The organism is Streptomyces sp. NPDC096040, from assembly GCF_040303265.1.
In the GTDB taxonomy this organism is placed as follows: Bacteria; Actinomycetota; Actinomycetes; order Streptomycetales; family Streptomycetaceae; genus Streptomyces.
In genome coordinates this window covers 26,002-51,922 of sequence record NZ_JBEOTA010000019.1, presented here as the reverse complement: position 1 = coordinate 51,922, position 25,921 = coordinate 26,002, and the positions used below count along the sequence as shown (strand labels likewise).

The 25,921-nt window shown below is 70.9% G+C and carries 19 protein-coding genes and 1 pseudogene; 13 read left to right on the top strand and 7 right to left on the bottom strand.

The window, feature by feature from the left end; genetic code table 11:
• Positions 1 to 66: 66 nt before the first annotated feature.
• The 6 genes from ABTY98_RS25685 to ABTY98_RS25660 all read left to right on the top strand — a co-directional run bounded on the left by ABTY98_RS25685 (position 67) and on the right by ABTY98_RS25660 (position 6,776).
• Positions 67 to 1,005, top strand: a complete 939-nt coding sequence (locus ABTY98_RS25685) for a DUF6891 domain-containing protein (RefSeq protein WP_352223314.1) — start codon at positions 67 to 69, stop codon at positions 1,003 to 1,005.
• Between the two features lie 329 nt (positions 1,006 to 1,334).
• Positions 1,335 to 1,916 carry a winged helix-turn-helix domain-containing protein gene (locus tag ABTY98_RS25680; protein ID WP_352223313.1) on the top strand — a complete coding sequence of 194 codons (582 nt, stop codon included), beginning with the start codon at positions 1,335 to 1,337 and terminating at the stop codon, positions 1,914 to 1,916.
• A gap of 65 nt (positions 1,917 to 1,981) precedes the next feature.
• The gene (locus ABTY98_RS25675) at positions 1,982 to 2,992 is read left to right on the top strand and encodes an SDR family oxidoreductase (RefSeq protein ID WP_352223312.1); all 1,011 of its coding nucleotides are present in this window, start codon (positions 1,982 to 1,984) and stop codon (positions 2,990 to 2,992) included.
• A gap of 171 nt (positions 2,993 to 3,163) precedes the next feature.
• Positions 3,164 to 4,435: a sensor histidine kinase gene (locus tag ABTY98_RS25670; protein ID WP_352223311.1), complete on the top strand. Its 1,272-nt coding sequence runs from the start codon at positions 3,164 to 3,166 to the stop codon at positions 4,433 to 4,435.
• Positions 4,420 to 5,070 (top strand): response regulator transcription factor, encoded by a 651-nt coding sequence (locus ABTY98_RS25665; RefSeq protein WP_352223310.1) that lies wholly within the window; start codon positions 4,420 to 4,422, stop codon positions 5,068 to 5,070. Before ABTY98_RS25670 ends, ABTY98_RS25665 begins: the two co-directional genes overlap by 16 nt.
• A gap of 173 nt (positions 5,071 to 5,243) precedes the next feature.
• Positions 5,244 to 6,776 (top strand): DUF1996 domain-containing protein, encoded by a 1,533-nt coding sequence (locus ABTY98_RS25660; protein ID WP_352223309.1) that lies wholly within the window; start codon positions 5,244 to 5,246, stop codon positions 6,774 to 6,776.
• 80 nt (positions 6,777 to 6,856) lie between these two features.
• On the opposite strand, the gene ABTY98_RS25655 is transcribed toward ABTY98_RS25660, so the two are convergent.
• Positions 6,857 to 7,264, bottom strand: coding sequence for a hypothetical protein (locus ABTY98_RS25655; protein WP_352223308.1), 408 nt, complete (start codon positions 7,262 to 7,264; stop codon positions 6,857 to 6,859).
• Positions 7,265 to 7,422: 158 nt separating this feature from the next.
• On the opposite strand from ABTY98_RS25655, the gene ABTY98_RS25650 reads away from it, so the two are divergent.
• From ABTY98_RS25650 to ABTY98_RS25635, 4 genes are all read left to right on the top strand, one after another.
• Positions 7,423 to 9,351 carry a hypothetical protein gene (locus tag ABTY98_RS25650; protein ID WP_352223307.1) on the top strand — a complete coding sequence of 643 codons (1,929 nt, stop codon included), beginning with the start codon at positions 7,423 to 7,425 and terminating at the stop codon, positions 9,349 to 9,351.
• A 79-nt stretch (positions 9,352 to 9,430) separates the two neighbouring features.
• Positions 9,431 to 10,336 (top strand): metal-dependent hydrolase, encoded by a 906-nt coding sequence (locus tag ABTY98_RS25645; RefSeq protein ID WP_352223306.1) that lies wholly within the window; start codon positions 9,431 to 9,433, stop codon positions 10,334 to 10,336.
• A complete protein-coding gene (locus tag ABTY98_RS25640) occupies positions 10,336 to 11,364 on the top strand; it encodes a PDR/VanB family oxidoreductase (RefSeq protein WP_352223305.1) in 1,029 nt (342 codons plus the stop codon). Before ABTY98_RS25645 ends, ABTY98_RS25640 begins: the two co-directional genes overlap by 1 nt.
• Positions 11,365 to 11,420: 56 nt before the next feature.
• Positions 11,421 to 12,110 (top strand): TetR/AcrR family transcriptional regulator, encoded by a 690-nt coding sequence (locus tag ABTY98_RS25635; protein WP_352223304.1) that lies wholly within the window; start codon positions 11,421 to 11,423, stop codon positions 12,108 to 12,110.
• Positions 12,111 to 12,247: 137 nt separating this feature from the next.
• Here the strand turns inward: ABTY98_RS25635 and ABTY98_RS25630 are convergent, their stop codons facing one another.
• Positions 12,248 to 12,604, bottom strand: coding sequence for a 5-carboxymethyl-2-hydroxymuconate Delta-isomerase (locus tag ABTY98_RS25630; RefSeq protein ID WP_352223303.1), 357 nt, complete (start codon positions 12,602 to 12,604; stop codon positions 12,248 to 12,250).
• Between the two features lie 92 nt (positions 12,605 to 12,696).
• Here ABTY98_RS25630 and ABTY98_RS42400 point away from each other — a divergent pair.
• A pseudogene (locus tag ABTY98_RS42400) lies at positions 12,697 to 12,843 on the top strand (carbamoyl phosphate synthase preATP-grasp domain-containing protein); the annotation flags it as partial.
• 15 nt (positions 12,844 to 12,858) lie between these two features.
• Here the strand turns inward: ABTY98_RS42400 and ABTY98_RS25625 are convergent.
• Together ABTY98_RS25625 and pulA are read right to left on the bottom strand one after the other, a co-directional pair.
• On the bottom strand, positions 12,859 to 14,481 hold the full coding sequence (locus ABTY98_RS25625; RefSeq protein WP_352223302.1) for a SpoIIE family protein phosphatase: 1,623 nt from the start codon (positions 14,479 to 14,481) through the stop codon (positions 12,859 to 12,861).
• A 72-nt stretch (positions 14,482 to 14,553) separates the two neighbouring features.
• Complete coding sequence (pulA, locus tag ABTY98_RS25620) at positions 14,554 to 19,920, bottom strand: pullulanase-type alpha-1,6-glucosidase (RefSeq protein ID WP_352223301.1); 5,367 nt, start codon at positions 19,918 to 19,920, stop codon at positions 14,554 to 14,556.
• 325 nt (positions 19,921 to 20,245) lie between these two features.
• On the opposite strand from pulA, the gene ABTY98_RS25615 reads away from it, so the two are divergent.
• Positions 20,246 to 20,836 carry a DUF4232 domain-containing protein gene (locus ABTY98_RS25615; protein WP_352223300.1) on the top strand — a complete coding sequence of 197 codons (591 nt, stop codon included), beginning with the start codon at positions 20,246 to 20,248 and terminating at the stop codon, positions 20,834 to 20,836.
• A gap of 28 nt (positions 20,837 to 20,864) precedes the next feature.
• Here the strand turns inward: ABTY98_RS25615 and ABTY98_RS25610 are convergent, their stop codons facing one another.
• Positions 20,865 to 21,641, bottom strand: coding sequence for an SDR family NAD(P)-dependent oxidoreductase (locus ABTY98_RS25610; RefSeq protein ID WP_352223299.1), 777 nt, complete (start codon positions 21,639 to 21,641; stop codon positions 20,865 to 20,867).
• 87 nt (positions 21,642 to 21,728) lie between these two features.
• Here ABTY98_RS25610 and ABTY98_RS25605 point away from each other — a divergent pair, with 87 nt between their 5' ends.
• Positions 21,729 to 22,592: a helix-turn-helix transcriptional regulator gene (locus tag ABTY98_RS25605; RefSeq protein ID WP_352223298.1), complete on the top strand. Its 864-nt coding sequence runs from the start codon at positions 21,729 to 21,731 to the stop codon at positions 22,590 to 22,592.
• Here the strand turns inward: ABTY98_RS25605 and ABTY98_RS25600 are convergent.
• Positions 22,568 to 23,941, bottom strand: a complete 1,374-nt coding sequence (locus ABTY98_RS25600; protein ID WP_352223297.1) for an alpha-amylase — start codon at positions 23,939 to 23,941, stop codon at positions 22,568 to 22,570. The genes ABTY98_RS25605 and ABTY98_RS25600 overlap by 25 nt on opposite strands.
• A 150-nt stretch (positions 23,942 to 24,091) precedes the next feature.
• The gene (locus ABTY98_RS25595) at positions 24,092 to 25,822 is read right to left on the bottom strand and encodes a glycoside hydrolase family 13 protein (RefSeq protein ID WP_352223296.1); all 1,731 of its coding nucleotides are present in this window, start codon (positions 25,820 to 25,822) and stop codon (positions 24,092 to 24,094) included.
• Positions 25,823 to 25,921 lie beyond the last annotated feature (99 nt).

Sequence of the window (25,921 nt, the reverse complement as noted above, 5' to 3'; positions counted from 1 at the left end):
CGAAGGGGCGTCCACCGTCACGGTGAGCGCCCCTTCGTTGTCGGTGGCGCGTGCCATGGTGGGCGCATGGAGATCGACAAGGTGCTCGCCGTCAAGGTCTGCACGGAGAACCGGCAGACGTACATGTGGACTTCGCCGGACGAGTTGCGGGAGGCCGTGCGCGGGCTCGGCGCGGCCGGGAACCGGTTCCTGATCGCCCAGCGCATCCCCGACCTGCCGAAGGTGTTCGCGCAGGTGTGGCACGGGGAGGGCGGCGACCACCGCCTCGAACACCGGTGCGGCGCGGACGAGTTCGCCGGTACGAACCTCACGGACCCGGACCGGGTGGCGGACCTGCTGGCCGGCTGGGCGCGGGAGGACGAAGGCTGGGACACGGACGTCGCCTGGGAACCGGTCCCGGTGCTGCCCCGCGAGGAGACACCCGCGCTCGAACCCGAGGTGGCGACCCGCGTCGAGGACCAGGTGCGCGCCCTGCTCCGGGACGGCTACCTGGGGATCGACCGGCTCGTCCAGGAGACCGTGGACCTGATGGCGGACGGTGACCCGGGCGGCGCCGCGCCGGTCTCCTCGGCGCAGGCGCGCGAGATCGTGGAGCGGCTCTGGGTGGTGCGGGTGGCGGAGCAGCGGGCGTGGGCCGGGCTCACCGACCCGGACCGGCTGACGCGGGCGTTCGCCGCCCTGGAGCGCGAAGGCGTCGTCGCCCGCGAGGACTTCGCCTGCTGCCGCTCCTGCGGCATGGCCGAGATCGGCGCCGAGGCCGAGGACGCCGTCGGGGCCCGGGGCTTCGTCTTCTTCCACCACCAGGGCACCCGCTCCGCGGCCGAGGGCCACGGTCTGAGCCTCTACTACGGCGGCTTCGACGGCTCCGCCGGGACGACCACGGCCGTCGGCCGCGAGGTGGTGGCCGCCCTCACCGCCGCCGGGCTGTCCGCAGTGTGGGACGGCAATCCGGACAAGGCGATCGAGCTCACACCGCTGACCTGGCACAAACGCCTGGTGGGATGAGTCGGCCGGCGTCGGCGTTCCGCCGGGAACGCGTCCAAGCAGTGAGAGGAGGGTCCTGTTTCCGGGCTGTGTCTGCTTCAATGGGCGCATGGTCAGCTACCAGAAGTACACCGCGACGGGTCGCCATGACCTCGAGCCCTTCTGGCCTTCCCGTCAGCACCACGACTTCGACCGGGTGTGTTGCCGCGCGATGAACGCGCGGGCCCTCTAAAGCCGTACACCCCGGCCTTCGGCCAGCGCGAAACGCAGAACGTCCCCGGCGCGCCCGACCACGAATCGCGGCCGTCGTCCCCACCGACGAACTCCTCGCGCGAAAGAGCTGACGTCTCATGGCGACCACTCGTTCTCTCACCCCCGCCTCCGCCCTGACCGCCTCCTCCCCCGCCCGGCACCGGCTGCGTGCCGTCGACCGGGACGAGGTGGTGGACATGGCGGACTTCCTGCCGCCGGGCGCCACCTGGCTGCCCGCCCCGCAGCACACCCTGCCCACCCTGCCGGGCCGGCCGCCGATGATCGGCTACCTGGTGCTGGTCCCGGCGGACCAGCGACCGCCGTTCCTGCCCGTCGCGGTACCGGACGCACAGGAGACGACCGACGAGCCGGCCGCGAGCGGCACCCGGCCGCTCGTCACCGTCGACTCCGTACAGCGCACCGCCCAGGTCGACGGCCGTGAACTCGACCTCACCTACCTGGAGTTCGAGCTTCTCGCCCATCTGGTCGCGCACCCGAACCGGGTGCACACCCGCGACCAGCTGGTCACCACGGTCTGGGGCTACGGCCATGTCGGCGACGGCCGCACGGTCGACGTCCATGTGGCCCGGCTGCGCCGCAAGCTCGGCGCGGAGCACCGGGGCGCGATCCAGACGGTCCGCCGGGTCGGCTACAAGTACACGCCGCCGACCGGCCGCTGACGGGCCGCTCTGCCCTCGGCAGAGGCATGTTCCGTCCGGCGTCCCTTCCGGGCACGATCACCGGCATGAGACTTCTCGTGCTGGGTGGTACGGAGTTCGTGGGGCGGGCCGTCGTGGCGGCGGCGCTGGAGCGCGGCTGGGAGGTGACCGTCTTCCACCGGGGACACCACCGGCCCCCGCCGGGTGTGCGGTCGCTGCACGGCGACCGCACCGCGCCCGACGGCCTCGCCGCACTCGCCGGCGGTACCGAATGGGACGCGGTCGTCGACACCTGGTCGGCGGCGCCCCGCGCCGTGCGGGAGACGGCCCGGCTGCTTCGGGACCGCACCGGACGGTACGTGTACGTGTCGAGCTGCTCGGTGTACGGCTGGCCCCGCCCGGCCGGTTACACCGAGGACGCGGCCCTGGTGACGGGGGCCGCGGCCGACGCGGAACGGACCGAGTACGCGCAGGACAAGCGGGGCGGTGAGCTGGCCGCCGTGGAGTCCTTCGGCGCGGGCGGCTCGGTGCTGGTGCGGGCCGGGCTGATCCTCGGGCCGTACGAGAACGTCGGCCGGCTGCCCTGGTGGCTGACCCGGATCGCGCGGGGCGGCCCGGTGCTGGCACCGGGCCCGTACGACCTGCCCGTCCAGTTCGTGGACGCCCGCGACCTCGCCGAGTGGACCCTGGGCGCGGTCGAGCAGGGCCTGTCCGGACCGTACAACCTGGTCGGCCCGCCCGGCCACACCACGATGGGCGCGCTGCTGGACGCCTGCCGGCGGGTCACGGGCTCGGACGCGGAGCTCCGCTGGACCGACCCGGAGGTGATCCTCGCCGCCGGGATCGAGCCGTGGGTCCAGCTGCCGGTGTGGGTGCCGCCGGGGAGCGAGATGCACGACAGCTTGCATCGCGTGGATGTGTCGCGGGCGGTGGCGGCGGGGCTGCGGTGCCGGCCGGCGGAGGAGACCGTGGCGGACACGTGGGGATGGCTTGAGCAGATGGGCGGTGCGGCACCGGTGCGGGCGGACCGTACGGCCACGGGGCTGGACCCGGCGGTGGAGGCGAGGGTGCTCGGCCTGTCGGCAGGAGGGTCGTGATCGATCCGCGGGCCGGTGGGGGCTGGTCGCGTCCACGCGGCGGAGCCGCATGTCGATTCAGCCCCGCGCCCCTGATGGGGCGCCGCGGTCCCGTGGTGTACATAGCACCACCCCCTGACATGGGGCCTCGGGCCAGTGACCTGTGGAGAGCCGCTCGGACAGACTGGCCGCATGACGACGAACACGAACAGCGGCGGCTTTCGTGACAGGGCGCGTGTGGTGCTGCTGGCCGCCGTACGCGGGCTGGTGCTGGCGCTGGTGATGCCGGCGATCTCGATCCTCTGTCTTGTCCTGACCGCGGTCACCGTCGCGCTGATCCCGAGCGGCCTCGGCATCCTCACGACCCCCGGAGTCCTGGGCGGTGTGCGGGACGTGGCGGATGTGCGGCGGAGGCTCGCCCACGAGTGGTGCGGGGTGCGGATCCGGTCGGCGTACCGGCCGGTGCCGGCGGACGCCAACCCCTGGACCCGCACCCTCGGCCTGCTTCAGGACCCGCAGGTCGGGCGGGACGTGCTGTGGCTGCTGGTGGACATGACGGCCGGGTTCGTGACCGCCCTGCTGCCGGCGGTGCTCGTGTTCTATCCGTTCGAGGGGTTCGCGGTGGCCGCCGGGCTGTGGCGGGTGCTCGCGGACGGTGAGACCTACTGGTACGGCTTCGTGCCGGTCACCGGGCAGGCCACGGCGTTCGCCGCCGCAGCGCTGGGCGCCGTCATTCTCGCCGTCGCCTTCCACTACGCCCCCGCCCTGCTGACCGTCCACTTCCGGCTCACCCGTGCCGTCCTCGACCCCGGGCAGGGCGAACTCAACGAGCGTGTACGGGTGTTGACCGAGACCCGGAAGGACGCCGTGGACGCCTCGGCGGCCGAGCTGCGCCGGATCGAGCGGGATCTGCACGACGGGGCGCAGGCCCGGCTGGTCGCCATGGGCATGGACCTCGGGACGATCGAGATGCTCCTGGACAAGAACCCGGAGAAGGCGAAGCAGTTGCTCGCGCGGACCCGGCAGGCGTCCGTGGAGGCCCTCGGGGAGCTGCGGGACCTGGTCCGGGGCATTCATCCGCCGGTGCTGGCCGAGCGCGGCCTCGGGGACGCCGTACGGGCGCTGGCGCTGCGGCTGCCGGTGCCCACGGAGGTGACCGTGGACCTGCCGGGCCGGGCGGACGCGCCGGTGGAGTCGGCGGCGTACTTCGCGGTGAGCGAGGTGCTGACCAACGCGGTCAAGCACTCCGGTGCCGACCGGATCTGGGTGGACCTGCACCACACCGAAGGGATGCTGCGGATCTCGGTCACCGACCACGGCAGGGGCGGCGCGGTGATCGGCGTCGGCTCGGGGCTCGCCGGGGTGGAGCGGCGGCTGGGTACATTCGACGGCGTCCTGGCCGTCAGCAGCCCCGCGGGCGGCCCCACCATGGTCACCATGGAGATGCCGTGCGCGTTGTCCTAGCCGAAGACCTGTTCCTGCTCCGCGACGGGCTGGTCCGGCTGCTGGAGGCCTACGACTTCGAGATCGCGGCCGCCGTCGAGACCGGCCCCGAACTCACCCGCGCGCTGGCCGCGTTGGAACCGGACGTGGCCGTGGTGGACGTACGGCTGCCGCCCACGCACACCGACGAGGGGCTGCAGTGCGCGCTCAGGGCGCGGCAGGACCGTCCGGGACTGCCGGTGCTGGTCCTCTCCCAGCACGTGGAACAGCTGTACGCGCGGGAGCTGCTGGCCGACGGCAGCGGCGGGGTGGGGTATCTGCTGAAGGACCGGGTGTTCGACGCGGAGCAGTTCGTGGACGCGGTACGGCGGGTCGCGGCGGGCGGTACGGCCATGGACCCGCAGGTGATCCAGCAGTTGCTGTCCCGGCGGGCGGACGACCGGCCGCTCGGCAACCTGACAGCACGCGAGCTGGAGGTCATGGAGCTGATGGCGCAGGGCCGGTCGAACGCGGCGATCGCCGCACAGCTCGTCGTCACGGAACGGGCCATTGCCAAACACACCTCCAACATCTTCACCAAACTGGGACTTGAGGTGTCGGACGATGACAACCGGCGCGTCCTGGCGGTGCTCGCGTATCTCGACCGCGACCGCTGAATTTCCAGAACTTTCCCTGCTCAAACGGCAGTTGTGCCCCAAGTCCGTAACAAGTCTCTGATGAATTTGTGAGACGGCTGAACACCACTGTGACGGCCCGCGTATGAAAGGGCGCCGCTTCACTCCTGTCGGGCGCCTCGATGCTGCCCCGCCAAGGAAGTCAGAGGAGTTCCATGGGACGCAACACACGCAAACGCCGTACGCCGCTGGCCACCAAGGCCATAGCCGCATCGGCGGCCCTAGTGCTCGGTGGGGGCGGGCTGCTCTGGGCGCAGATGAACGCTTCGGCGCACGAGTCGAACAACTCGGCCCAGAACTACACCAAGGCCGCCGCCGCCACGGTCGCGACGATCTCCTGCCCGGACGTCGGGCAGAAGTTGACGAGCGTGCCGGACAGGGCCAAGCAGGGGGTGGCGACCGAACTGGCCAACCTCGACAAGCAGATCACCGAGGCCTACGCCCGTCTCGCCTCCACCCGCCAGGCCCAGGCCAACGACGCGAACTTCGTGCAGAACGCGATCGTCGGCCCCCTGAAGGAGAAGCGGGCGGCGACGATCGACCGGATCCGGATCGACGTCACCCGGGTCGGCGGGACGTTCGACAGCGCGCTGGCCCAGCTCGCCGCCTGCACCACGCAGACCGCCAACCAGACCACCGCCGGCGGGGGCAACAACAACGGTGGTCAGAACAACAACAACGGCCAGAACAACAACGGGAACAACGGCCAGGCCACGGCTGCCCCGAGTGCCAGCGCCAGCGCCCCGGCCAACATCGGCGGGCAGGCGGGCAACGGCCCGGTCGCGGCCGACTTCGTGGACATCACGAAGGTCGCGCCGAACGTCCTGGCCAAGCCGCAGAAGCAGCAGAGCGCGTCGACCGGTAGCTTCACCACGCGCTGCGGTGTGAACGCCAACAAGAACCACAACTCCGACAACGTCATCGTGGCGCCCGGCGTGACCAACGGCGCGCACCACACGCACGACTACGTCGGCAACCAGAAGGTCAACGCGTTCTCCACGAACGACTCGCTGCTGGCTGCGCCGAGCTCCTGCCAGAACCAGAGCGACCTGTCGGCGTACTACTGGCCGGTCGTGCGTGTGCAGGACGGCACGCAGGACTTCGACCAGAACGCGCTCGGCGGTGGCAAGGAAGGCAACGTCGGCAAGATCCTGACCCCGCAGTCGGCGCAGATCAAGTACGTCGGCAGCCCGGCCGCCAAGGTCGTCGCGATGCCGCAGTTCCTGCGCATCATCACCGGTGACGCCAAGACCACGACCAACGGTCTGGCCAACGCCAACGCGCACTGGAGCTGCACCGGCTTCGAGAACAAGGTCCAGCTGACCGAGCAGTACCCGATCTGCCCGCAGGGCAGCAACGTGGTCCGGACGTTCGCCTTCCAGAGCTGCTGGGACGGCGTCAACGTCGACAGCGCCAACCACCGTACGCACGTGGCCTTCGCCGACCCGGCGAGCGGTGTCTGCCCGAACGGCTTCAAGGCCATTCCGCAGCTGACGATGCGCCTGGTCTACAAGATCACCCCGCCGACCATCCAGAACGGCCAGGTGAAGAACGCCTACGCGGTGGACGGTTTCCCGGAGCAGCTGCACAAGCCGTCGACCGACCACGACGACTTCATCAGCGTCACCAAGAACAACCTGGCGGCGAAGATCGCCAACTGCATCAACACCGGCCGCAAGTGCCAGTGAGCAACACCTAGCAGGCCGACAGCGAGAAGGCGGGCGGTGGGAATCTCCCACCGCCCGCCTTCTTGTGTGTGCCGGGAGGTTCAGCTGGTGTGCTTGCTGTGGTCGGTCCCGATCTCCTCTTCGCCGCCCAGCGTGGTCTGGAGGGACTTGACCACCTTGTCGTCGCCGACGGCGACCCACTTGCGGCCGACGAGGTAGAAACCGCCGTAGTCCTTGGCGTCGTTGATCCACTCGCGCTGGCCGCGGTCGGTGGCGAAGGTGGCGAAGACGAACTTGCCGGCCGTGTTCTTGCAGATGGCCTGGCGGACCTCGTCGGAGTCGATCTGCATGTCCGGGGTGCACTTCACCTTGGCGGCCAGGCTCTCCAGGCTGCCGGTGGCGGTGACCGGTATCTTGGCCTCCGCGCTGCCGTCGCCGGATCCACAGCCCGCCAGCGCCAGGACGGCCGCGGCTGCGGCCACGGCGAGCATCGGTCGGGTCAACCTCATCTGTTCCTCCGGTCGCGTTGCTGGCCCTGGGAGTGCCTTCGGGCCCTCCCCTTCGATACGGCTGTGGGGCGCGGGGCGCTCAAATCGAATAGGGGTCCAGGGTGCCGCGGTCACCCGAGTAGCGGTGACCTACCAACGGGTCGCTCGTTCTCCAGGACGTGCAGTCACAGGATGTAGCCCAGCGTCACGCAGCCGCCTCCGCCGGAGCCCTGGGCCCGGCCGTCGATGTCGAGCAGGCCGAGGCCGCGCTCGTCGAGCACTATCCACGGCTGGTCCGGCTCGCCTATCTGGTGCTGCCGCCGGGCCTGGCCCGGGGCCGCCGCGTCCTGACCGCGCACTCCCTGGTCCAGCGGGCGCTGCCCCGCGGCCGCAGCCAGGCCCCGGTGATCCCGGCCCAGTCCACCGGACGGAACACCGACCCCGGGTACGCCCTGGTCCGCCTCGAAGTGGTGCGTACGGCACTGGAGGCGGGCCTGCCGCTCAAGCTGACCGCGTGGCCCAAGCGGGCCCAGCTTCCGCCGCTGCTCCCCCAGGTGTGGGGCCTGCGGCTCTTCCCGCGCTCCGGCGGCGCCGACGAACTCGCCCTGGACCAGCGCCTCGCCGCCCTGTCCGGGCCGGCCCGGGCCGCCTACGCCCTGCGCGGTCTCGAACAGCTCCCCGACGCCGACGTCCGCAAGATCCTCCGGGCGGCCGGGGCGGAGGACCCGGACGGCGCGCTCGCCGAGGCGAACGGCGTGCCGGCCGAGTACCCGCTGCTCGACTCCCCCGAGTTCGATCCCTGTTCCCTGCAGGCCCGGCCCACGGATCTGATGCGGCGCCGGCAGCACACCAAGGCCGCGCTCGCCGCCGCTGCCGCGCTCGCGGTCTGCGGGGCGCTGGTCGCGCTGCCGGGCGGCGGCTGGGGCGCCGACGGCGCGGCCGCCCCGGTGTACGCGCAGAACCCGGCCGCCCAGGCCGCTCTGGACCCGGCCCAGCTGACGAAGGCCCCGGCCACCGCCTGGAAGACCGCCGCCCGGACCGACTTCTCCGTGTGGCCCGCACGCGGCGCCCTCACCGGCGACACCGCGCTGCTGCGCCGCGCCCTCGCCGTCTGGGCCCGCCCCGGCGAAACCGTCCGTGTCTCGGCGACGCCCGGCACCCAGACCGGCGGCCCGGCCGGACCGCCCCAACTGCTGTACGCGGGCGTCGTCGACAGCGCCCGGGTGGTGATCTTCTACGACGGTCTGCGCATCGCCCGCTACGCCGAACCGAAGGACGGCACCCAGGGCGCGGCCCTGGACTTCGCCCGCGCCGACGGCGCGACCGGCGTCGAGGCGGAGGCCCTGGTCCTCGGCCGTTCCGACGGCAACGTCCGCTATCTGACGGCCCCTTGGGTGACCCAGGCGGCGGAGCGGGACCTGGTGAAACCGACCGCGGGGGCGATGGACCTCGGGCTGACCGACGGGGTGACCGGACCACTGGCCAGCTCCGCCCTGCGACAGGGGGCGTGTACGTCCTGGAACGTGCTCCAGCTGACCGACGCGGACGGCACCCATCTCTCCACCGACCTGGGCGAGCTGGTGCCGGCCCGGCTCACCGCGGGCAAGCCGGGATACACCGACGAGGCCTCGGGGGCGAAGGCGCTGCGCGACTGGGCGCCGTTCGCCTGCTCGCTGGCGGCGGAGCGCTCCGCCGGGGTGCGCAGCGTCAACGCCTGGGCGTTCGCGGAGCAGCCGCTGCCGGACGCCAGTGGCTCCGGGTCGTGGGTGTGCACACGCGCGGAGACCTGGCGGGGCGACGGCACGGTGTCGCTGGCCCAGTTCCGCACGCCGGGCGGCCAGTACGGGGCGGTGGCGGCGAAGGGGTCCGATGTGACGGCGTGCGGTCCGCGTGATCCGCATGTGCTGGCCGGGGTGTTGTGGAAGTCCGGGGCCGGGCAGTGGTACCTGCTGGCCGCGGGCAGCCGTGACACGGCGTCGATCCGGGCGACCGGCGGGGTCACCGCGTCGGCCCAGGGGACGCTGCTGGCGGCCAGGGCGAAGCAGGGGGCGCAGGCCGACCTGAAGGGCACGCTGGAGGACGGCAGCGGGATCAGCGGGCTTCGGTGAGAACGCCTTGCTGACACATCCGTAAACAAGCTCTGCCACGGATCTTCTCAGGTCGGCTACCCGTCAGTACATTGACGCCATGTCCAACAAGCAGCCGCAACCGGTGGAATCCGAGCACACAGCGCTCACGGCCCGCAATGTGTCCTTCGCCTGGCAGGACACCCCGCTGCACTGGGTGCCCGGCGATCCGCTCGCCACGCACACCATCAATGTGCTGCATCTGCTGCTGCCCGCCGGTGAGCGCTGGTTCGTGCACGTCTACAAGCAGGTGCTGCCCCTGATCCGGGACGAGCGGCTGCGCGAGGACGTCGTCGGGTTCATCGGCCAGGAGGCGATGCACTCCCAGGCCCATGACGAGGTGCTGCCCCACCTCAGGGAGCTGGGGCTCGACCCGACGCCGTACACCGCGCAGGTCGACTGGTTCTTCGAGAAGCTGCTCGGCGACCGGAGCCTGCCGCCGGGGAAGGCCAGGCGCTGGTGGCTCCTTGAACGGGTCGCGCTGATCGCGGCCATCGAGCACTACACCGCCTTCCTCGGCGACTGGGTACTCAACGCCGGCGAACTGGACCGGCGCGGCGCCGACCCGACGATGCTGGACCTGCTGCGCTGGCACGGCGCCGAGGAGGTCGAGCACCGGGCGGTCGCCTTCGACCTGTTCCAGCATGTCGACGGCAGCTACCGGCGGCGGGTGCGGACCTGGGCGACGGCGTTCACGGCGATCGTGTTCCTGTGGCAGCGCGGCGCCCGCTTCTTCATGGCGAACGACCCGACGCTCCTCGAAGGCCGAGCCCGCCTCCGGGACTTCTGTCTCGCCGGCAGGCGCGGCACCCTGCCCGCCACCGGCGACATGCTCAAGTCCATACCCAGGTACCTCGGCCGCGGCTACCACCCCTCCCAGGAGGGCTCCACCGCCCAGGCGGTCGCCTACCTCGCCTCCTCCCCCGCCGCGCTGGCGGCGGAGCACGCCGGGAAGGGGGCCGAGTGATGCCGAGGTTGCGGACCGTCGTCGCCCTCGCGGGCGCCGCGCTGCTCGTCAAGCGGGCCATGAGACGCCGTATCGAGGTCTCCCCGCTGTGGCCGGTGCCGGCCCTGGACCCGCCGACCTCCGGACAACCGCGCTCCCGGGCGCTGCGGCTGCGGGTCGCCTCCTGCCGGACGGTCGCGGACGGGGTCGTACAACTGCGCCTGGAGGGTGGCCGGTTGCCGGGATGGGAGCCGGGGGCGCATCTCGACGTCGTGCTGCCGTCGGGACTGGTCCGGCAGTACTCGCTCTGCGGGGACCCGGCGGACACCTCGTCGTACACGATCGCCACCCGGCTGGTCGCGGACGGGCGGGGCGGTTCACGGGAGGTCCATGAGCAGGTGGCCGAGGGCATGGAGCTGGAGGTGCGCGGGCCGCGGAACCGCTTCCCGCTCGTCGAGGCCGAGTCCTATCTGTTCGTCGCCGGGGGCATCGGCATCACCCCGTTCCTGTCGATGGTGCGGGCCGTGCCGGCGGGTGCGGAGTGGAGGCTGCTGTACTGCGGGCGGAGCCGGGCGTCGATGCCGTTCCTGGACGAGCTGGCCGGGGACGAGCGGGTCACGGTCGTCGCGGAGGACTTGGACGGCCGGCCTGACCTCGACGCGCTGACGGTCCCCGAGGGCGCGCTGGTGTACTGCTGCGGTCCGCAGGGGCTGATGGCGGCGGTGGAGGAGCGGTTCCCGGCCGTCCGGCTGGAACGCTTCGCGCCGCGCACCAGCAGCGAGGGCAACCGTGAGTTCGAGCTCGAACTGCGGCGGAGCGGTCGGACGTTGACGGTGCCGGCCGACTCGACCGTGCTGGCCGCGGTGCGGGCGGAACTCCCCGACACGGCGTACTCCTGTGCGCAGGGATTCTGCGGGACCTGCCGGCAGCGGGTGCTGGCAGGGGAGGTGGAGCACCGGGACGAGCTGCTGACGGACGCGGAGCGTGCCGACTCGATGCTGATCTGTGTATCCCGGGCACGCGGTGGAAGACTTGTGCTGGATCTGTGAAAGCCCATGACGGGTCAGGTCCGTTGGAGGCCGGATCCGATCGGTAAGGTGTTCGCATGAGTACCGGGGTACGCCGCAGATTGGGAGTCGAGGAGCGGCGGCAGCAGTTGATCGGCGTCGCCCTCGAACTGTTCAGCCGTCGCTCGCCCGACGAGGTCTCCATAGACGAGATAGCGTCGGCCGCGGGCATCTCGCGGCCGCTCGTCTACCACTACTTCCCCGGCAAACTCAGCCTGTACGAGGCCGCGTTGAAGCGTGCCTCGGAAGATCTCGCGGGCCGCTTCGCCGAGCCGCAGGAAGGTCCGCTCGGGGCGCGGCTGCTGCGGGTGATGCACCGTTTCTTCGATTTCGTCGACGAACACGGGCCCGGTTTCGCCGCGTTGATGCGCGGCGGCCCGGCGGTCGGCTCGTCCGCGACCAACGCGCTCATCGACTCCGTGCGGCAGGCCGCGTACGAGCAGATCCTCGCGCACCTCGACGTAAGCGAGGCACCGGCCCGACTGGAACTGGTCATCCGCTCCTGGATCTCCCTCGCCGAGTCGACCGCGCTGATCTGGCTGGACGGTCGGCGCATCCCCCGCGCCGAACTGGAGATCCAGCTCGTCCACGACTTCGCGGCGCTGGCCGCCGTCAGCGCCGCCCACGACGAGGAGATGACCGCCCTGCTGAAGCGGATGGTCAAGGACGAGCCGGGCGACGGCCCGTTCGCGGACCTCGCCGTCCGACTGCTCGCGTTGGCGGGCTGAGCGGGGCGGCTGCGGTTCGGTAGCGCCCCGAAGGGGCGCGGGGCCGCATCAATATGCGGCTCCACCGCGGGTGCGCGACCAGCCACGACGGCGCCGCAGCCGAACGACGGCACATCACGGCGCTGACAGTGAAGCGCTCAGCCCTCGTACTTCCGGTACGACGGGTCCAGGTCGCGGACCTCCGCTGAGGCGTGCAGGACGAAGCCCTCGGGCTTGAGGTGTTCGCGCAGCAGTTCCAGGGCCGTCTCGGTCAGCCTGGCCTTCGTCTCGTCGGTGCGGCCGGCCAGCAGACCGAAGGTGATGTGCACGATGACGTGGGCACCCTCCTGGTCGTAGCCGTACGCCGTGCGGTCGGCGGCGCGGAACAGCGTCTTGCAGGCCTCGGGCTTGGCGGCCGCGATCTCGACCACGGCAGTGTGCAGGGCCCTGGCGAAGCCCTCCCGGTCGAAGACGCCGTCCGCGGCGGCGGAGTAGTCGACGGTGATCTGCGGCATGGGCCCTCCTGGTCAACGGGAACTGGCCCTCAGCCTAGGTCCTGCCGTCACATTCCCGTCGTCGCCCGCGAGGCAGACGGGAATGTGACGGCATGACGTATCTCCTGGCCCGGCTGGTCGAGCCGTTGCTCCGGCTCTTCCTGCCCGCTCGCGGACGACGGCGCCGTAGGCCGGTCGTACTGGTCAACTGCAACCCGGAGACCGTCTCCACCGGCTACGACACCTCCGACCGGCTGTACTTCGAGCCGCAGGGCCTAGTCGGCCAGGCTGAGGGCCAGCAGGGCGACGTCGTCCTCCCTGTCGCGGCCGAAGCAGGCCAGGAGGGTGTCGCACAGGGCCTCCAGGCCGGGCAGGGCCCCGACGGCGGCGGCGCGGAGGTGTTCCATCGAGACCGTGAGGTCGGTGCCCCGGGTCTCGATCAGGCCGTCGGTGACCATGAGGAGCCGGTCGGTGGGTCCGAGGACCAGCTCGGTGGGCGGCGGGTGCGGCAGGCCCACGCCGAGCAGCGGACCGGACGCCTTGACGTACTCGGCGCTGCCGTCGTCACCGAGTATCAGCGGCGGGATGTGGCCGGCGTTGGCGATGCGGGTGCGCCCGGTTCCGGGATCGATCAGGGCCAGGCAGACAGTGGCCGTGACCTCGGCGTGGTAGTGCTGGAGCAGCCGGTCGAGCCGTTCGGCGAGGGCGGCCGGGTCGCTCTCCGCGAGGCAGTAGGCGCGCAGCGCGTGCCGCAGTTCGACCATGACGGTGGCCGCGTCCAGCGAGTGCCCGACGACGTCCCCCACCGCGGTGAGGATTCCGTCGCCGACCCGTAGCGCGGCGTAGAAGTCGCCGCCGATCTCCGTGTCCTGGGAGGCGGGCTCGTAGCGCACCGCTATGTCGACGCCGGGCAGCTCGGGCAGCTGGTGCGGGCGGGGCAGGAAGCTGTGCTGGAGGGTGAGCGCGACATGCCGCTCCACCTGGTACATGAGCAGCGGCTCGGCGGCGAGCGCGGTGGCCTGGGTCAGCTGGGCCAGCAGCGCCTCGTTCTCGGGGCTGACCCGGCGCCGGCCGCGGGTGGGGGTGGCCAGGCACACCGGCACCTTGCCGTCCTGGGTGAGGACCAGCGTCAGCCGGGCGTCGTGCTGCACGCCGGGCCGGAAGAACCCGGTGGGCCACAGCGGCGCCGGCACGGTGGTGATCTGAACGCCGGACTGTCCCCGGGTGAGCCGCCTCAGCAGGCCGGCCACGTCCCGGTGGGCGCTCGCGTCGGGCAGGGCGAGGGAGGTGCGCTCCCGGCTCAGGCCGCGGTACAGCTCGTCGTCCCGGTCGAGGACGAAGACGGCGGCGGGACCGCCGAGCAGCCGTGCGGCACCGTCCGCGGCGGCGTCGGCCAGCTCGTGCAGGGAGCGCGCCGACTGGATGGTGACGATCGTCTCCGACAGCTGCCTGAGCCGCCGTACCAGTGCCTGGTCGTCGGCGCGCAACCGGGCGGCGCGGACGGCGGACCGGACCGCGGCCTCGATGTCCTCCGGCTCGGCCGGCACCGTCAGATAGGCCTCGGCGCCCACGTCAAGGCCGGGGCAGCGGTCCACCGGGACGCCGGAGAGCGCCGAGAAGTGCACCACGGGCAGACCTGCCATGTGCGGCCGCTCCTTGAGCCGGCGGCACAGCTCGAAGCCGCTCATGTCCGGCAGGTGCACATCGATGAGGGCCACGTCGGGCAGCCGGCCCTTGCGCAGCCGTACGTCGAGTTCACCGAGTGCCTCCTGGCCGGAGGCGACCGGGACGACCTCGTGGCCGGCCCGGCGCAGCACGGTGCCCATCGCGAGCCTGCTCGCGGCCTCGTCGTCCACGATCAGCACGGTGGTGTCTGTCAGCTTGCCGTTGACGTCCATATACCAGCCCCTGGACAACGCCGGTGGGGCAGCGCCCGGTTCTGGGCCTGCCCCACCAAAGTAGTGCGGATGTCATGCGGTCCGGGAGAACACCGCCACAGTGCGTCCCGGAACCGTGAACGTACCCGCTTCCCGCTCGTACGATGCCGACTTGACGACGGAATCCGCGCCCGCCGCCTGCACGGGGTGCAGCCGGTAACCGGTACCGGCCAGCGCGTTCACCCGCTGCTTCTGCCGTTCCGGCGTCGCGTTGAACACGACGACGAGGTCACCGAGCTCCATGGTGATCACGCCGGGCGTCTCGTCCTTCCCGGACAGAGGGAATGAGAGCTTCGACTGCACCTGTCCAGCTGTGTCCAGCGAGAACACGCTGTCGGTCGTACGGATTCTCAGCAGATCGCGGTAGGCGGCGGAGGATCCGTCGATCTCCGCGCACCCGACGCGCACCGAACTCAGCAACGGCTTGGCGTAAGGCCACTTGGACGCGTTGTCGGCGGCCATGGGCAGCCCACGTCCGAAGCCGTTGCCGTCGGAGCAGTTCCAGTGGATGGCGTTGAACCAGTCGCCGCTGTCGAAGGAGTTGCGGTCCAGGGACTTGGAGCGGAGGAGATCGGTGCCCGCCTGGGAGAGCGACGGGCCCTGCGACAGGGCTGCCGTGGCCATCGCGAGGACCTGCATCCGGGCCCGGTCGGAGGCGCTGGTCGTGGCCGGCAGCTTGTACGTCAGCGCGTCGAACAGCGACTCGTTGTCGTGCGCGTCGACATAGGCGAGGGCATCGCCGGGCGCGGCCGCGTAACCGGCGGGCGAGCCGTTGTAGTCGACCTCGGCGCCGGTGACCTCCTTGCCGTCGGTGTCGGTGAAGGTGTACTTGGCGAGGTTGCCGCTCAGACCGACCTTGATCAGGTCCTGGTAGTGCAGCAGGCGGGCCTTCTGCTCGGCCGGAGTGCCGTTGGCCGTGGACGCGTTGGGGTCGGTGTACAGCCCGGACGCGAAGCCCTGGACACCGGGGTCCTCGTCGAAGGGGCTGCCGCCGCGTACGGCGTCCCGGGCGCGGTCGGAGAAGGTGGCGATGCCGGTGCCGGCCATGTTCGCCTGCGTGGCCTGGACGAACCGGGCGTCGTTGGCGACCTCGCCGAAGTTCCAGCCCTCGCCGTAGAGGATGATCTTCTTGCCGTCGACGCCGTCCTTCTTCGGGGTCAGCGCGTCCAGGGCCTTGCGGACCGCCAGGATGTTGGCCTTCGGGTGGTGGCCCATCAGGTCGAAGCGGAAGCCGTCGACCTTGTACTCCTTGGCCCAGGTGACGATCGAGTCGACCACCAGCTTGCCCATCATGGCGTTCTCGGGCGCGGTGTTGGCACAGCAGGTGCTGTTCGCCACCGAGCCGTCCGCGAGCAGCCGCTGGTAGTAGCCGGGCACGATCCGGTCGAGGACGGATGTGTCGGCCTGTCCGCCGGCCGCCGTGTGGTTGTAGACGACGTCCATGACGACCCGCAGGCCGTCCTCGTTCAGCGACTTGACCATCTGCCGGAACTGGACCGTGCGGGCGGTGCCGTCGGGATCGGTGGCGTACGCCCCCTCGGGAACCGTGAAGTGGTAGGGGTCGTACCCCCAGTTGTAGGCGTCCTTGGCGGCGACCGCCGAGACGCACGCCTGCTGCTTGTCGGAGTCGGCCGCGTAGGAGGCGAGATCGCAGTCGGGGCTCGCCTGGTCGGCCTTCTTCTCGGGCACGGTGGCGAAGTCGAAGGCCGGGAGGAGATGGACGTACGACGTCCCGGACCTGGCGAGTTCGCGCAGGTGCTTGGAGCCGTCGCTGCCCTTGTCGGTGAAGGCCAGATACGTGCCCCGGTCGGCGGCCGGGACCGTGGAGTCCGCCACCGAGTAGTCCCGGATGTGCAGCTCCTGGATCTGGGCGTCCTTCAGCGGTACGGCCCTGGGCTTGGTGTAGGTCGACCAGCCACCCGGGGTCAGGGACCTGTCGTCCAGGTCCACGACGAGACTGCGTTCGGAGTCGGCGGTGAGGGCGACCGAGTACGGGTCGGTGACCTTGTTGGTCACCATCTTCTGCACGCTGGGCGCCCAGACCTTCACGACATACCGATAGGGCTTGTTCTTCCAGGACTTCGGGCCGGTGACGGACCAGACGCCGGTGGTGGGGTTCCGCTTCATGGCCACGGTGGAGCCGTCGAGTTCCAGGCCCACGCTCTGCGCGGTCGGCGCCCAGACGGAGAGGGTCGGCTTCCCGCGGTGGAAGACCGGACCGAGACTCGCCGTCGTCGCCTTGGCGTACACGTCGTCGAGCACCCCGGCGATCTGCACGCCGGTCGCGGCCAGCACCGCCCCGTTCGCGGCGCGCTGGGAGGCGACGAGCTGTCCGGCGAGCGCCTCGCGCACCCGGTCGCGGTCGCGCGGGTCGACCGACCAGGCCGTGTAGTCCTTCAGATGCGGGAACCTGGCCTTCTGGGCGTCGGTGAGGGTGGTCTTCGTCAGCCGCAGCCACCGCTCGTCGTCGCTCGTCAGCGTCCCGTCCTTGACGGCGATCGAACCGTCGTGGGAGTAGAGCAGCTGGGTGGAGGCGGCACCGTCGGCGCCGTCCCAGGCGACCGTGTCCCGGTCGATCCAGACCGCCTTGGAGGTGGTCAGGTCGAGGGCGGCCGCGCTGCCGGCGGACTGCGGGAGCAGGTACTTCTCCTGGCCGTTCAACAGCCACACCTCGTAGCCGTTGGACGTGAGATCCAGGGACTGGTCGGCGGAGAGATCCTTCTCGTCGCCGTTGTGGATGATGTAGCTGAGGCTGGTGGCACCCTCGGTGAGCGGTACCTCGAAGACCGCGCCATAGGCGTCAGTCTTCACCGGCTTCAGGGGGTTCGACCAGTCGGTGGGGTTCGCGGCGCCCGTCCAGACGTGCAGGCCCCAGCCGTCGTAGTTGCCGTCGGCGCGGTGGTAGTGGATGACCGCCTTGGTGGTGTCCTGGGCGGGGTAGGCGGGCCGTTCGGTCATCACGTCCGCCTTCCCCTGCGCGATCCAGACCTCACCCGTCCTGGTGACGTCGATGGAGCGGTCGGCGGAGACGTCCTTGTTGCCGTCCTTGTCGACGACGAGGAAGCCGACGTTCGAGGCGCCGGGCTTCAGCTTGACGTAGGCGAAGGCGCCGTAGGCGTCCCGGCCGACGAAGGGGTGGCCGGCGGGCCAGGTGGTCGCCTCGCCGTCGGCGATGTCGCCCCAGGCGTACAGGCCCCAGTCGGCGTAGTCGCCGTCGGTGCGCTGGTAGTGGACGATCGCGTAGTCGCGGGAGGAGGCGGTGGGGGTCTCGGGGGCGGGCGGGGTGCCGGACGTGCTTTCCGCGAGCGCGCTGCCGGTGTGACCGGCCGAGTCGACGGCGACCGCCTTGTAGCGCAGGGCGGTGCCGGCCGGAATGTCCTCGGCGAGAGTCTGGGTGACCTTGTAGGGGGCGTGGTCGGCGGAGCCGAGGGTGGTCCACCTGCCGTTGCCGATCTGGGCGGCGAAGACGACGCGGTTGAGCTGTCCGCCGGTGACGTTCGCGGTGACGTCGACGGTGCCGGTGGCGCCGGTGGCCGGGGCGGTGAGGGTGACCTCCGGGCCTGTGGCGGGCTTGGCGAGGGCGCCGGTGGCCTTGTAGACGACGGCGGATCCGGCGGGGACGGAGACGGTCAGCCGGTCCGCGCCGTCGGAGGTCAGGGTGCCGTCCGCGCCGTGGATCGCGCGGTAGCGCATGTCGGCGGAGCCGGTGGTGAAGGCCGCGGTCTTCACCGTGTCGGCGTTGTTGAACGCGACGACGTACTCCTGGCCGGTCTTCGCGTCCGTCCGGGTGAACGCGTAGACGCCGGCGCCGTCGGCCGCGTAGCGCTCGGTCTGCACGCCGTCGGCGAGGGCGGGGTTGGCCTTGCGCAGCTTGGAGAGAGCACTGATCTGCCGGTAGAGCGGTGCACTGGTGTCATAGGCGTCGCTCGCGGCGGTCCGGTCGGTGCCGATCTCGTCGTCGTCGAGATAGTCGGCGACCTTCGACGCGAACATCGTCTGCCGGGCGTCCTTGTCCCCGCCCGAACCGGTGAAGCCCTGCTCGTCGCCGTAGTAGACGACCGGGTTGCCGCGGCTGAGGAACATCAGCTCGTTGGCGAGCCTGTCCTTGGCCAGCAGCTGGGCGTCCGTGGCCTTCGGGTTGTCCTGCTTCAGGAAGTACCCGATCCGGCCCATGTCGTGGTTGCCGAGGAAGGTGACCTGTTCGTAGGCGTTGGCCTTGTCGGTCGTGTACTTGTAGTCGTCGCCGAAGACCGAGGCGAGCTTCTGCGCGCTGCCGCCCTGTGAGGCGTAGGCGCGGGCCGCGTCCTGGAAGGGGAAGTCGAGGGTGGCGTCGAGGCGGCCCTGGGTGACGTACGGGGAGGTGACCGAGGTGTCGGCCGAGTAGGTCTCGCCGAACATGAAGAAGTCGCTGCGGCCGTGCCGGGCCGCGTACTTGTCGAGCGCGGTCGCCCACTGGGTCCAGAACTCCATGTCGACGTTCTTCACGGTGTCGATCCGGAAGCCGTCGACGTCGTAGTCCCGTACCCATCGCTCGTAGATCTTCTCCATCCCGCTGACGACCTCGGGACGCTCGGTCCACAGGTCGTCGAGGCCGGAGAAGTCGCCGTAGGTGGCGGACTCGCCGGCGAAGGTCGAGTCGCCCCGGTTGTGGTACATCGTCGGGTCGTTGAGCCAGGACGGCACCTTGCTGTCGCCGGTCACGATGGGTGTGCGCGGGAAGGAGGCGGTGGAGACGGCGGGGAACCTCTTGCCGCCGGCCACGTAGTCGGCGTCGTCGAAGGGCTGTCCGTCCTTGGTCAGGTAGGGGAACGCGCCTTTCGACAGGTAGTCGTAGGACTTCTCCTCGTAGTCGACGACATCGGCCGTGTGGTTGGTGATGACGTCGAAGAAGACCTTCATCCCCTTGGCGTGCGCCTTGGAGATCAGGGTCTCCAGGTCCTTGTTGGTCCCGAAGTGCGGGTCGACCTGGGTGAAGTCGGTGATCCAGTAACCGTGGTAGCCGGCCGAGGCGTTGCTGCCCGTGCCCTGTACCGGCTTGTTCTTGAAGATGGGGGCCATCCAGAGGGCGGTGGTGCCGAGCCCCTTGATGTAGTCGAGCCGCTTGGTCAGGCCCTTGAGGTCACCGCCCTGGTAGAAGCCCTTGTCGGTGGGGTCGTAGCCGGTGGAGAGACGGGAGCCGGTCAGGCCGCCCCGGTCGTTGCCGGTGTCACCGTTGGCGAAACGGTCCGGCATGACGAAGTAGAACTGCTCCCGGGTGTCGTCGTGCCGGGCGGGCTCGGCGGCGAGCTTCGCGTCGGAGGGCGGTGCGGGCGGGGCGGCGGCGTGTGCGGCGAGGGGCTGCACGAGCGCGGCGGCGAGGGCGGCGACGGCAACGGCCGCGACCCGTCTGACATGTATCACCGGTGTGAACTCCTAGCGATAGCGGCTCTCTTGGGTCCGACCCCGCGCGACCGTACCGCTGCCGAAAGGCTTACAGCAAGAGGCTTGCAATTCACGGAAAGGACTTTCAACAACGGGGAACGTGACATGGGAGTCGGGCACGAGCCGCTCGTACACGAGGGACACGCGAAGAGCCGGCAGGCGGGAGAAATTCCCCGCGATCCGGTGAACAAATCGGCTGTGTCCCGCATCGAACCTGGTGTAGGTCACCAGAGGACGGCGCGGGGCGTGGGTACGGACACCGCCGCCGACCGCGCCGCGGAGCACGAGTGGAGCACCCGTCACCGTGAACGAACACCGGAACACCACCGACCAGACAGGCACCGCCAAGCACCGCACCGGCCGCAGGTTCGGCCGCACGGTGCTCGCCGTGACCGCCGTCGCCGGCCTGGGGCTCGCCTGGGCGGGCACGGCCGAGGCCGCGAGCCCGAGCACCGTGAAGTCGACGCCGACCTGCTCCGCCGCCGGGCTCAAGGCCACCTTCGGCCAGCAGCTCGCCGGCGGGATGAACCACCAGGGGGTCGTCATCAGGCTGCGCAACCTCAGCGGCAGGACCTGCGCCCTGCGCGGCTACCCCGGCCTGGGGCTGGAGAACTCCGCGCACCGGACGCTGACGACCCACACGCACTGGGGCAACACCTGGTACGCCAAGGACCCCGGCAAGAAGACCCTCGTCCTCGGGAACGGCGAGAGCGCCGAGGCCGTCGTCGCCTGGACCCACGCCAACACCGGCACCTCGGGCGCGGTGCACGCCTCCTACCTGGAGATCACCCCGCCCGCCGCCACCCAGCACAAGACGCTCGCCTTCCCGCAGTGGGTCGACCACGGCGACCTCTCGGTCACCGCGCTGGCCAGGCACATCAACGTCACGCCCTGACCATGCGCACCGCGGACGGCGGGGGTGTCTAGGCCCGTGCCCCGCCGTCCACCCGCAGTACCGTGCCCGTCACATAGGACGCGCGGTCGCTCAGGAGCCACGCGGCGGCCTCGGCGATCTCGGCGGGGTCGGCCGTGCGGCCCAGCGGGGTCGTGGACCTCATGCGGTCGATGACGCCGGGGGTGGCCGCCTCCCACGCGCGGACCATGTCGGTGAGGGTGCCGCCGGGCGCGATGGCGTTGACGCGGATGCCCTCGGGGCCGTACGTGACGGCCGCCGACTCGGTGAGGCTGTTGACGGCGCGCTTCAGGGCGCCGTAGACGGGCAGGACCGGGTTGGCGCCCAGGCTGCCGACGGAGGAGTTGTTGACGATGGCGCCCCCGGTGGCGGTCGCCCGGATGGCCTTGACCTCCGCTGTCATGGCCAGCCAGACGCCCTTGAGGTTGACGTTGGTGATGTGGTCGAAGTCGTCCTCGGGGAGTTCGTCCATGGGGCCGGGGTGCTGGATCGTGGCGCCGTTGTTGAAGGCGATGTCCAGGCGGCCGTAGACCTCCACCGTGCGGTCGACGGCGGCGCGGACGGAGTCCGTGTCGGCCAGGTCGCAGAGGGCGTAGTCAGCGGTGCCGCCGGCCGCCCTGATCTCCTCCGTGACCGTCTTGAGCTGGTCCTCCGTGCGGGCCGCCAGCAGGACGCGGGCGCCCTCGCGGGCGAAGAGCCGGGCGGCGGCCGCGCCGATCCCGCGGCCGGCGCCGCTGATGAAGGCGACCTTGCCGGTCAGCAGGCCCTGGTTCGTGGTGTTGTCCATGTCTTCCAGCCTGCGCCCGGTCCCCCGGCCCAGCCAGGCACCGGCGGTACCTGGCTGGGCCCCGCCGCAGGGCGGCACACTGGGGGCGTGGACAGGCAAGAACTCGCGGCATTTCTGCGCACCCGCCGGGAGCGGATCTCCCCCGCCGAGGTGGGGCTGTCCCGCGGCCCGCGCCGCCGCACGCCCGGGCTGCGACGCGAGGAGGTGGCGCAGCTGGCATTCATCTCGACCGAGTACTACACCCGCCTCGAGCAGGCGCGGGGGCCGCGGCCGTCGCGTGAGGTGCTGGGCGGCCTTGCGCGGGCGCTGCGCCTTTCGGACGCCGAGCGCGGTCATCTGCACCACCTCGCCGGGGCCCCGCCGGGACCGCCGCCCGGACCCTCGCGCGAGGTCCGGCAGAGCCTTCTGGACCTGCTGCGCCGGCTGCCGCAGGCCGCCGCCTTCGTGACGTCGGCGACCTTCGAGGTGCTGGCGTGGAACGACCTCGCGGCCGCCCTCATGGAGGACTTCTCCGCCCTGCCCCCGCGCGAGCGCAACATCGTGCGCCGCGCCTTCCTCAGCCCGCGCCCGGGCGGCCGGACGCTCTACGGGGTGTCGGACGTCGACGCCTTCGCCCGGCACTCGGCACAGCGCCTGCGGGCCGCCGCCGCCCGTTACCCGGACGCCCCCGAGGTGACCGGCCTGGTGGACGAACTCCTCGCCGGGAGCGAGGAGTTCAGGCGGCTGTGGGAGTCGCACGACGTGAGCGCCGAGCCCACCCTGTGCAAGACCTTCCAGCACCCCGTGGTGGGCCCGGTCACCGTCAACTGCGACGCCCTCGACATCACCGACCGGGACCAGCAGGTGGTGATCTACACCGCCACCCCCGGCTCACGCTCCGAGGAGGCGCTGCGGCTGCTGTCGGTGATCGGTACGCAGCGGATGGATCAGCAGGTGGACTTCCCGGCGTAGATCGCCAGGGCGGTGTTCGAGGCCAGGGTGGCGGTGAACTGGCCGCTGGAGTTCACGGTCACCGACGTGTTCGCCTGAACGTTGCAGTACGTCCCCGCCGGCAGCGACGTCTGGTACGTCCGGGTCAGCGAGCCCGACTCGTGGTTGATGGCGACGTACCCCTTCGCGCCCCGCCCGAAGGCGATCGCGTCGGCCCCGTCGTCCCACCAGTTCGTCACCGACTCGCCGCGCACCGCGTTGCGGAAGGCGACCATGCGGATGATCTCCGGCCAGGCGTGCTGGCACTTCCAGCCGTCCTGCCAGCAGGCGTTGACCGTACCGCCGTTGGGCGGCCCCGCGTCGGCGTCGGTCCACTCGTAGCCGGAGTTGATGTCCGGGGCGCCGTAGGGGTAGGCGAGCATGAAGACGTTGGCCAGGGTGTAGTTGGCGCCGTCCTTGTAGTTCAGGGTGCTGCCGTTGCGCTCGGTGTCGTGGTTGTCGACGAAGACCCCGGCGACCGAGCTGCTCATGTACCCCCATCCCTCACCGTAGTTCTTCAGGTAGGCGAGGTTCTCGTTGTTGAAGACGCGCTTGAGGTCGTAGGCGTAGCGGAACTCCTGGACGTCCCCGTTGCCGGTGTACTCGGTCGGCTGGACGGCCTCGCCGGCGCCGTAGATGACCTCCTGCTTCCAGTAGACCGACGGGTTGGTGAGCCGGGTCTTGATGTTGGCCAGGTCCTCGGCCGGGATGTGCTTGGCCGCGTCGATACGGAAGCCGTCGACGCCGAGGCCCAGCAGGTCGTTCATGTAGCCGGCGATGGTCTTGCGGACGTACTCCTCGCCGGTGTCCAGGTCGGCGAGGCCGACGAGTTCGCAGTGCTGGACGTTCCAGCGGTCGGAGTAGTCGGAGACGAGGGAGGTGCAGTCGTCGAAGTCGTAGGAGGAGTACAGGCCGGGATAGTCGTACTTCGTGTACGAGGAGCCGCCGGTGCCGGTGCCGCTGCCCGCCGACATGTGGTTCACGACCGTGTCGACGACCACCTTCACACCGGCCGCGTGGCAGGTGTTCACCATGTTCTGGAAGGCCGTGCGGTCGCCGAGCCTGCCCGCGATCTTGTACGACACCGGCTGGTACGACGTCCACCACTGGGAGCCCTGTATGTGCTCGGCGGGCGGGGAGACCTGGACGTATCCGTAGCCGGCGGGGCCGAGGGTGGCGGTGCACTCCTTGGCGACCGAGGCGTACTTCCACTCGAAGAGGACGGCGGTGACGTCCTTGGTGCCGGGCGGGGAGGCGTCCGCGACGGACGGGGTCATGACAACGCTGAAGGCGGCCAGCGCCAGCGCGGCGGAGAGGGTCTTGGGTGCCATGTGGGGGTCCTTCGTCGTTGAAGGTGCCGTTGAAGGCTCTTGCTGAAAGGTTGCTGAAACCTTGCGGTTGCGCAGATGTTAAAGGCCCGCTCCCCGGATGGGTAGCGGGCCCTCAGAAGTTGCCGCAAGAAGTTGCCGAGTGATGGCCCGTCAGGCGGTCGTCCACCACACGGTCGTGTCGGCCGGCACCTTCGCCTCGCCGCCCGCCTCGGTCACCTCACCGCTGGTGAGGAGCACCCGGCCGTACGCCGGAGTGGTCACCGACTCCCCGCCGGTGTTCGCGACGCACACGAACTCCCCGCGACGGAAGGCGAGTACACCCTCCGGGGCACGCAGCCACTCCACCGCCTCACCGGCACCCAGATCGGACTGTGCACGACGGACGCTCAGCGCGGTGCGGTACAGCTCCAGGGTGGAACCGGCCACCCCGGTCTGCGCCTCGATGCTCAGCTCACCCCAACTCGCCGGCTGCGGCAGCCAGCTGCCCCCGCTGCCGAAGCCGTACGACGAGCCCTCCCGCGTCCACGGGATCGGCACCCGGCAGCCGTCCCGGAAGCCGTCCTGGCCCGCGCCACGGAAGTACGCGGGGTCCTGCCGGACCTCGTCGGACAGGTCCACGACGTCCGGGAGGCCCAGCTCCTCGCCCTGGTAGATGTACGCCGATCCGGGCAGCGCCAGCATCAGCAGGGTCGCGGCCCTGGCCCGCCGCAGGCCGAGGTCCCGGTCCCCCGCCGTGCGGATCTGGGTGCCGAGGCCCGGCGGGTTGGCGAACCGGGTGGCATGCCGGGTGACGTCGTGGTTGGAGAGGACCCAGGTGGCGGGGGCACCGACCGGGCGCATCGCCTCCAGGGTGCGGTCGATGACCGTCCGCAGTTCCTTCGCGTCCCAGTCGGTGCTCAGGTACTGGAAGTTGAAGGCCTGGTGCAGCTCGTCCGGGCGGACGTAGTTGGCGGTGCGCTCCACGGTCGGCGTCCATGCCTCGGCGACGAAGACGCGCCCACCCGTCGCCCACCACCGCCCTTCTGCGGAAGGCCCTTCGGGCCCCATTTCGTTTTCGGCGTACTCGTCGAGGACGTGCCGCCACTGCCGGTAGATCTCGTGCACACCGTCCTGGTCGAAGAACGGCATGACATCGTTGCCCAGCAGCTTCAGCTGTTCGGCGCCGCCGAGGTCCGGCAGCCCCTCCGCCTTCACCAGGCCGTGCGCCACGTCGATCCGGAACCCGTCCACGCCCATGTCCAGCCAGAAGCGCAGGATGGAGCGGAACTCGTCGCCGACGGCCGGGTGTTCCCAGTTGAAGTCGGGCTGCTCGGGGGCGAAGAGGTGGAGATACCACTCGCCGGGGGAGCCGTCCGGTTCCGTGACCCGTGTCCAGGCCGGCCCGCCGAAGATGGACTCCCAGTCGTTGGGCGGGAGTTCGCCGTTGCCGCCCTTGCCGGGACGGAAGTGATACCGCTCCCGCAGCGGCGAGCCGGGGCCCTCGGCCAACGCCCGCCTGAACCACTCGTGCTGATCGGAGGAGTGGTTCGGAACCAGGTCGACGATGATCCTGAGGCCCAGCTCGTGGGCGTCACGGATCAGCGCGTCCGCGTCGAGCAGGTTGCCGAACATCGGGTCCACGGCCCGGTAGTCGGCGACGTCGTAGCCGGCGTCCGCCTGCGGGGAGGCGTAGAACGGGCTGAGCCACACGGCGTCGACGCCGAGGTCACGCAGATACGGGAGTCTGGAACGTACGCCCTCCAGGTCCCCCATCCCGTCACCGTTGCTGTCGGCGAAGCTGCGCGGATAGACCTGGTAGATCACCGCGTCCCGCCACCAGTCGCGACGACGGGCGACGGTGGTCGTGGCGGTGGCCGGGGCGGCGGATTGCTGCTGGCTCATGGCGTCCTTGATATGTAACGGGGTCATCGGGTCAGAGGTGGATACGGGGCGGGTGACAAGGCGGCCGCGGTGAAAGCGGGGTCGGATATCCACCGCGAC

Excerpts from the sequence above, each read along its gene's own strand:
- ABTY98_RS25625 (WP_352223302.1), bottom strand. The coding sequence starts at position 14,481 with ATGGACGTCAACGGCAAGCTGACAGACACCACCGTGCTGATCGTGGAC.
- ABTY98_RS25610 (WP_352223299.1), bottom strand. The coding sequence starts at position 21,641 with ATGGACAACACCACGAACCAGGGCCTGCTGACCGGCAAGGTCGCCTTC.
- ABTY98_RS25685 (WP_352223314.1), top strand. The coding sequence starts at position 67 with ATGGAGATCGACAAGGTGCTCGCCGTCAAGGTCTGCACGGAGAACCGG.
- ABTY98_RS25645 (WP_352223306.1), top strand. The coding sequence starts at position 9,431 with ATGTCCAACAAGCAGCCGCAACCGGTGGAATCCGAGCACACAGCGCTC.
- ABTY98_RS25630 (WP_352223303.1), bottom strand. The coding sequence starts at position 12,604 with ATGCCGCAGATCACCGTCGACTACTCCGCCGCCGCGGACGGCGTCTTC.
- ABTY98_RS25595 (WP_352223296.1), bottom strand. The coding sequence starts at position 25,822 with ATGAGCCAGCAGCAATCCGCCGCCCCGGCCACCGCCACGACCACCGTC.
- ABTY98_RS25655 (WP_352223308.1), bottom strand. The coding sequence starts at position 7,264 with ATGAGGTTGACCCGACCGATGCTCGCCGTGGCCGCAGCCGCGGCCGTC.
- ABTY98_RS25640 (WP_352223305.1), top strand. The coding sequence starts at position 10,336 with ATGCCGAGGTTGCGGACCGTCGTCGCCCTCGCGGGCGCCGCGCTGCTC.
- ABTY98_RS25670 (WP_352223311.1), top strand. The coding sequence starts at position 3,164 with ATGACGACGAACACGAACAGCGGCGGCTTTCGTGACAGGGCGCGTGTG.
- ABTY98_RS25660 (WP_352223309.1), top strand. The coding sequence starts at position 5,244 with ATGGGACGCAACACACGCAAACGCCGTACGCCGCTGGCCACCAAGGCC.
- ABTY98_RS25680 (WP_352223313.1), top strand. The coding sequence starts at position 1,335 with ATGGCGACCACTCGTTCTCTCACCCCCGCCTCCGCCCTGACCGCCTCC.
- ABTY98_RS25600 (WP_352223297.1), bottom strand. The coding sequence starts at position 23,941 with ATGGCACCCAAGACCCTCTCCGCCGCGCTGGCGCTGGCCGCCTTCAGC.
- ABTY98_RS25635 (WP_352223304.1), top strand. The coding sequence starts at position 11,421 with ATGAGTACCGGGGTACGCCGCAGATTGGGAGTCGAGGAGCGGCGGCAG.
- ABTY98_RS25675 (WP_352223312.1), top strand. The coding sequence starts at position 1,982 with ATGAGACTTCTCGTGCTGGGTGGTACGGAGTTCGTGGGGCGGGCCGTC.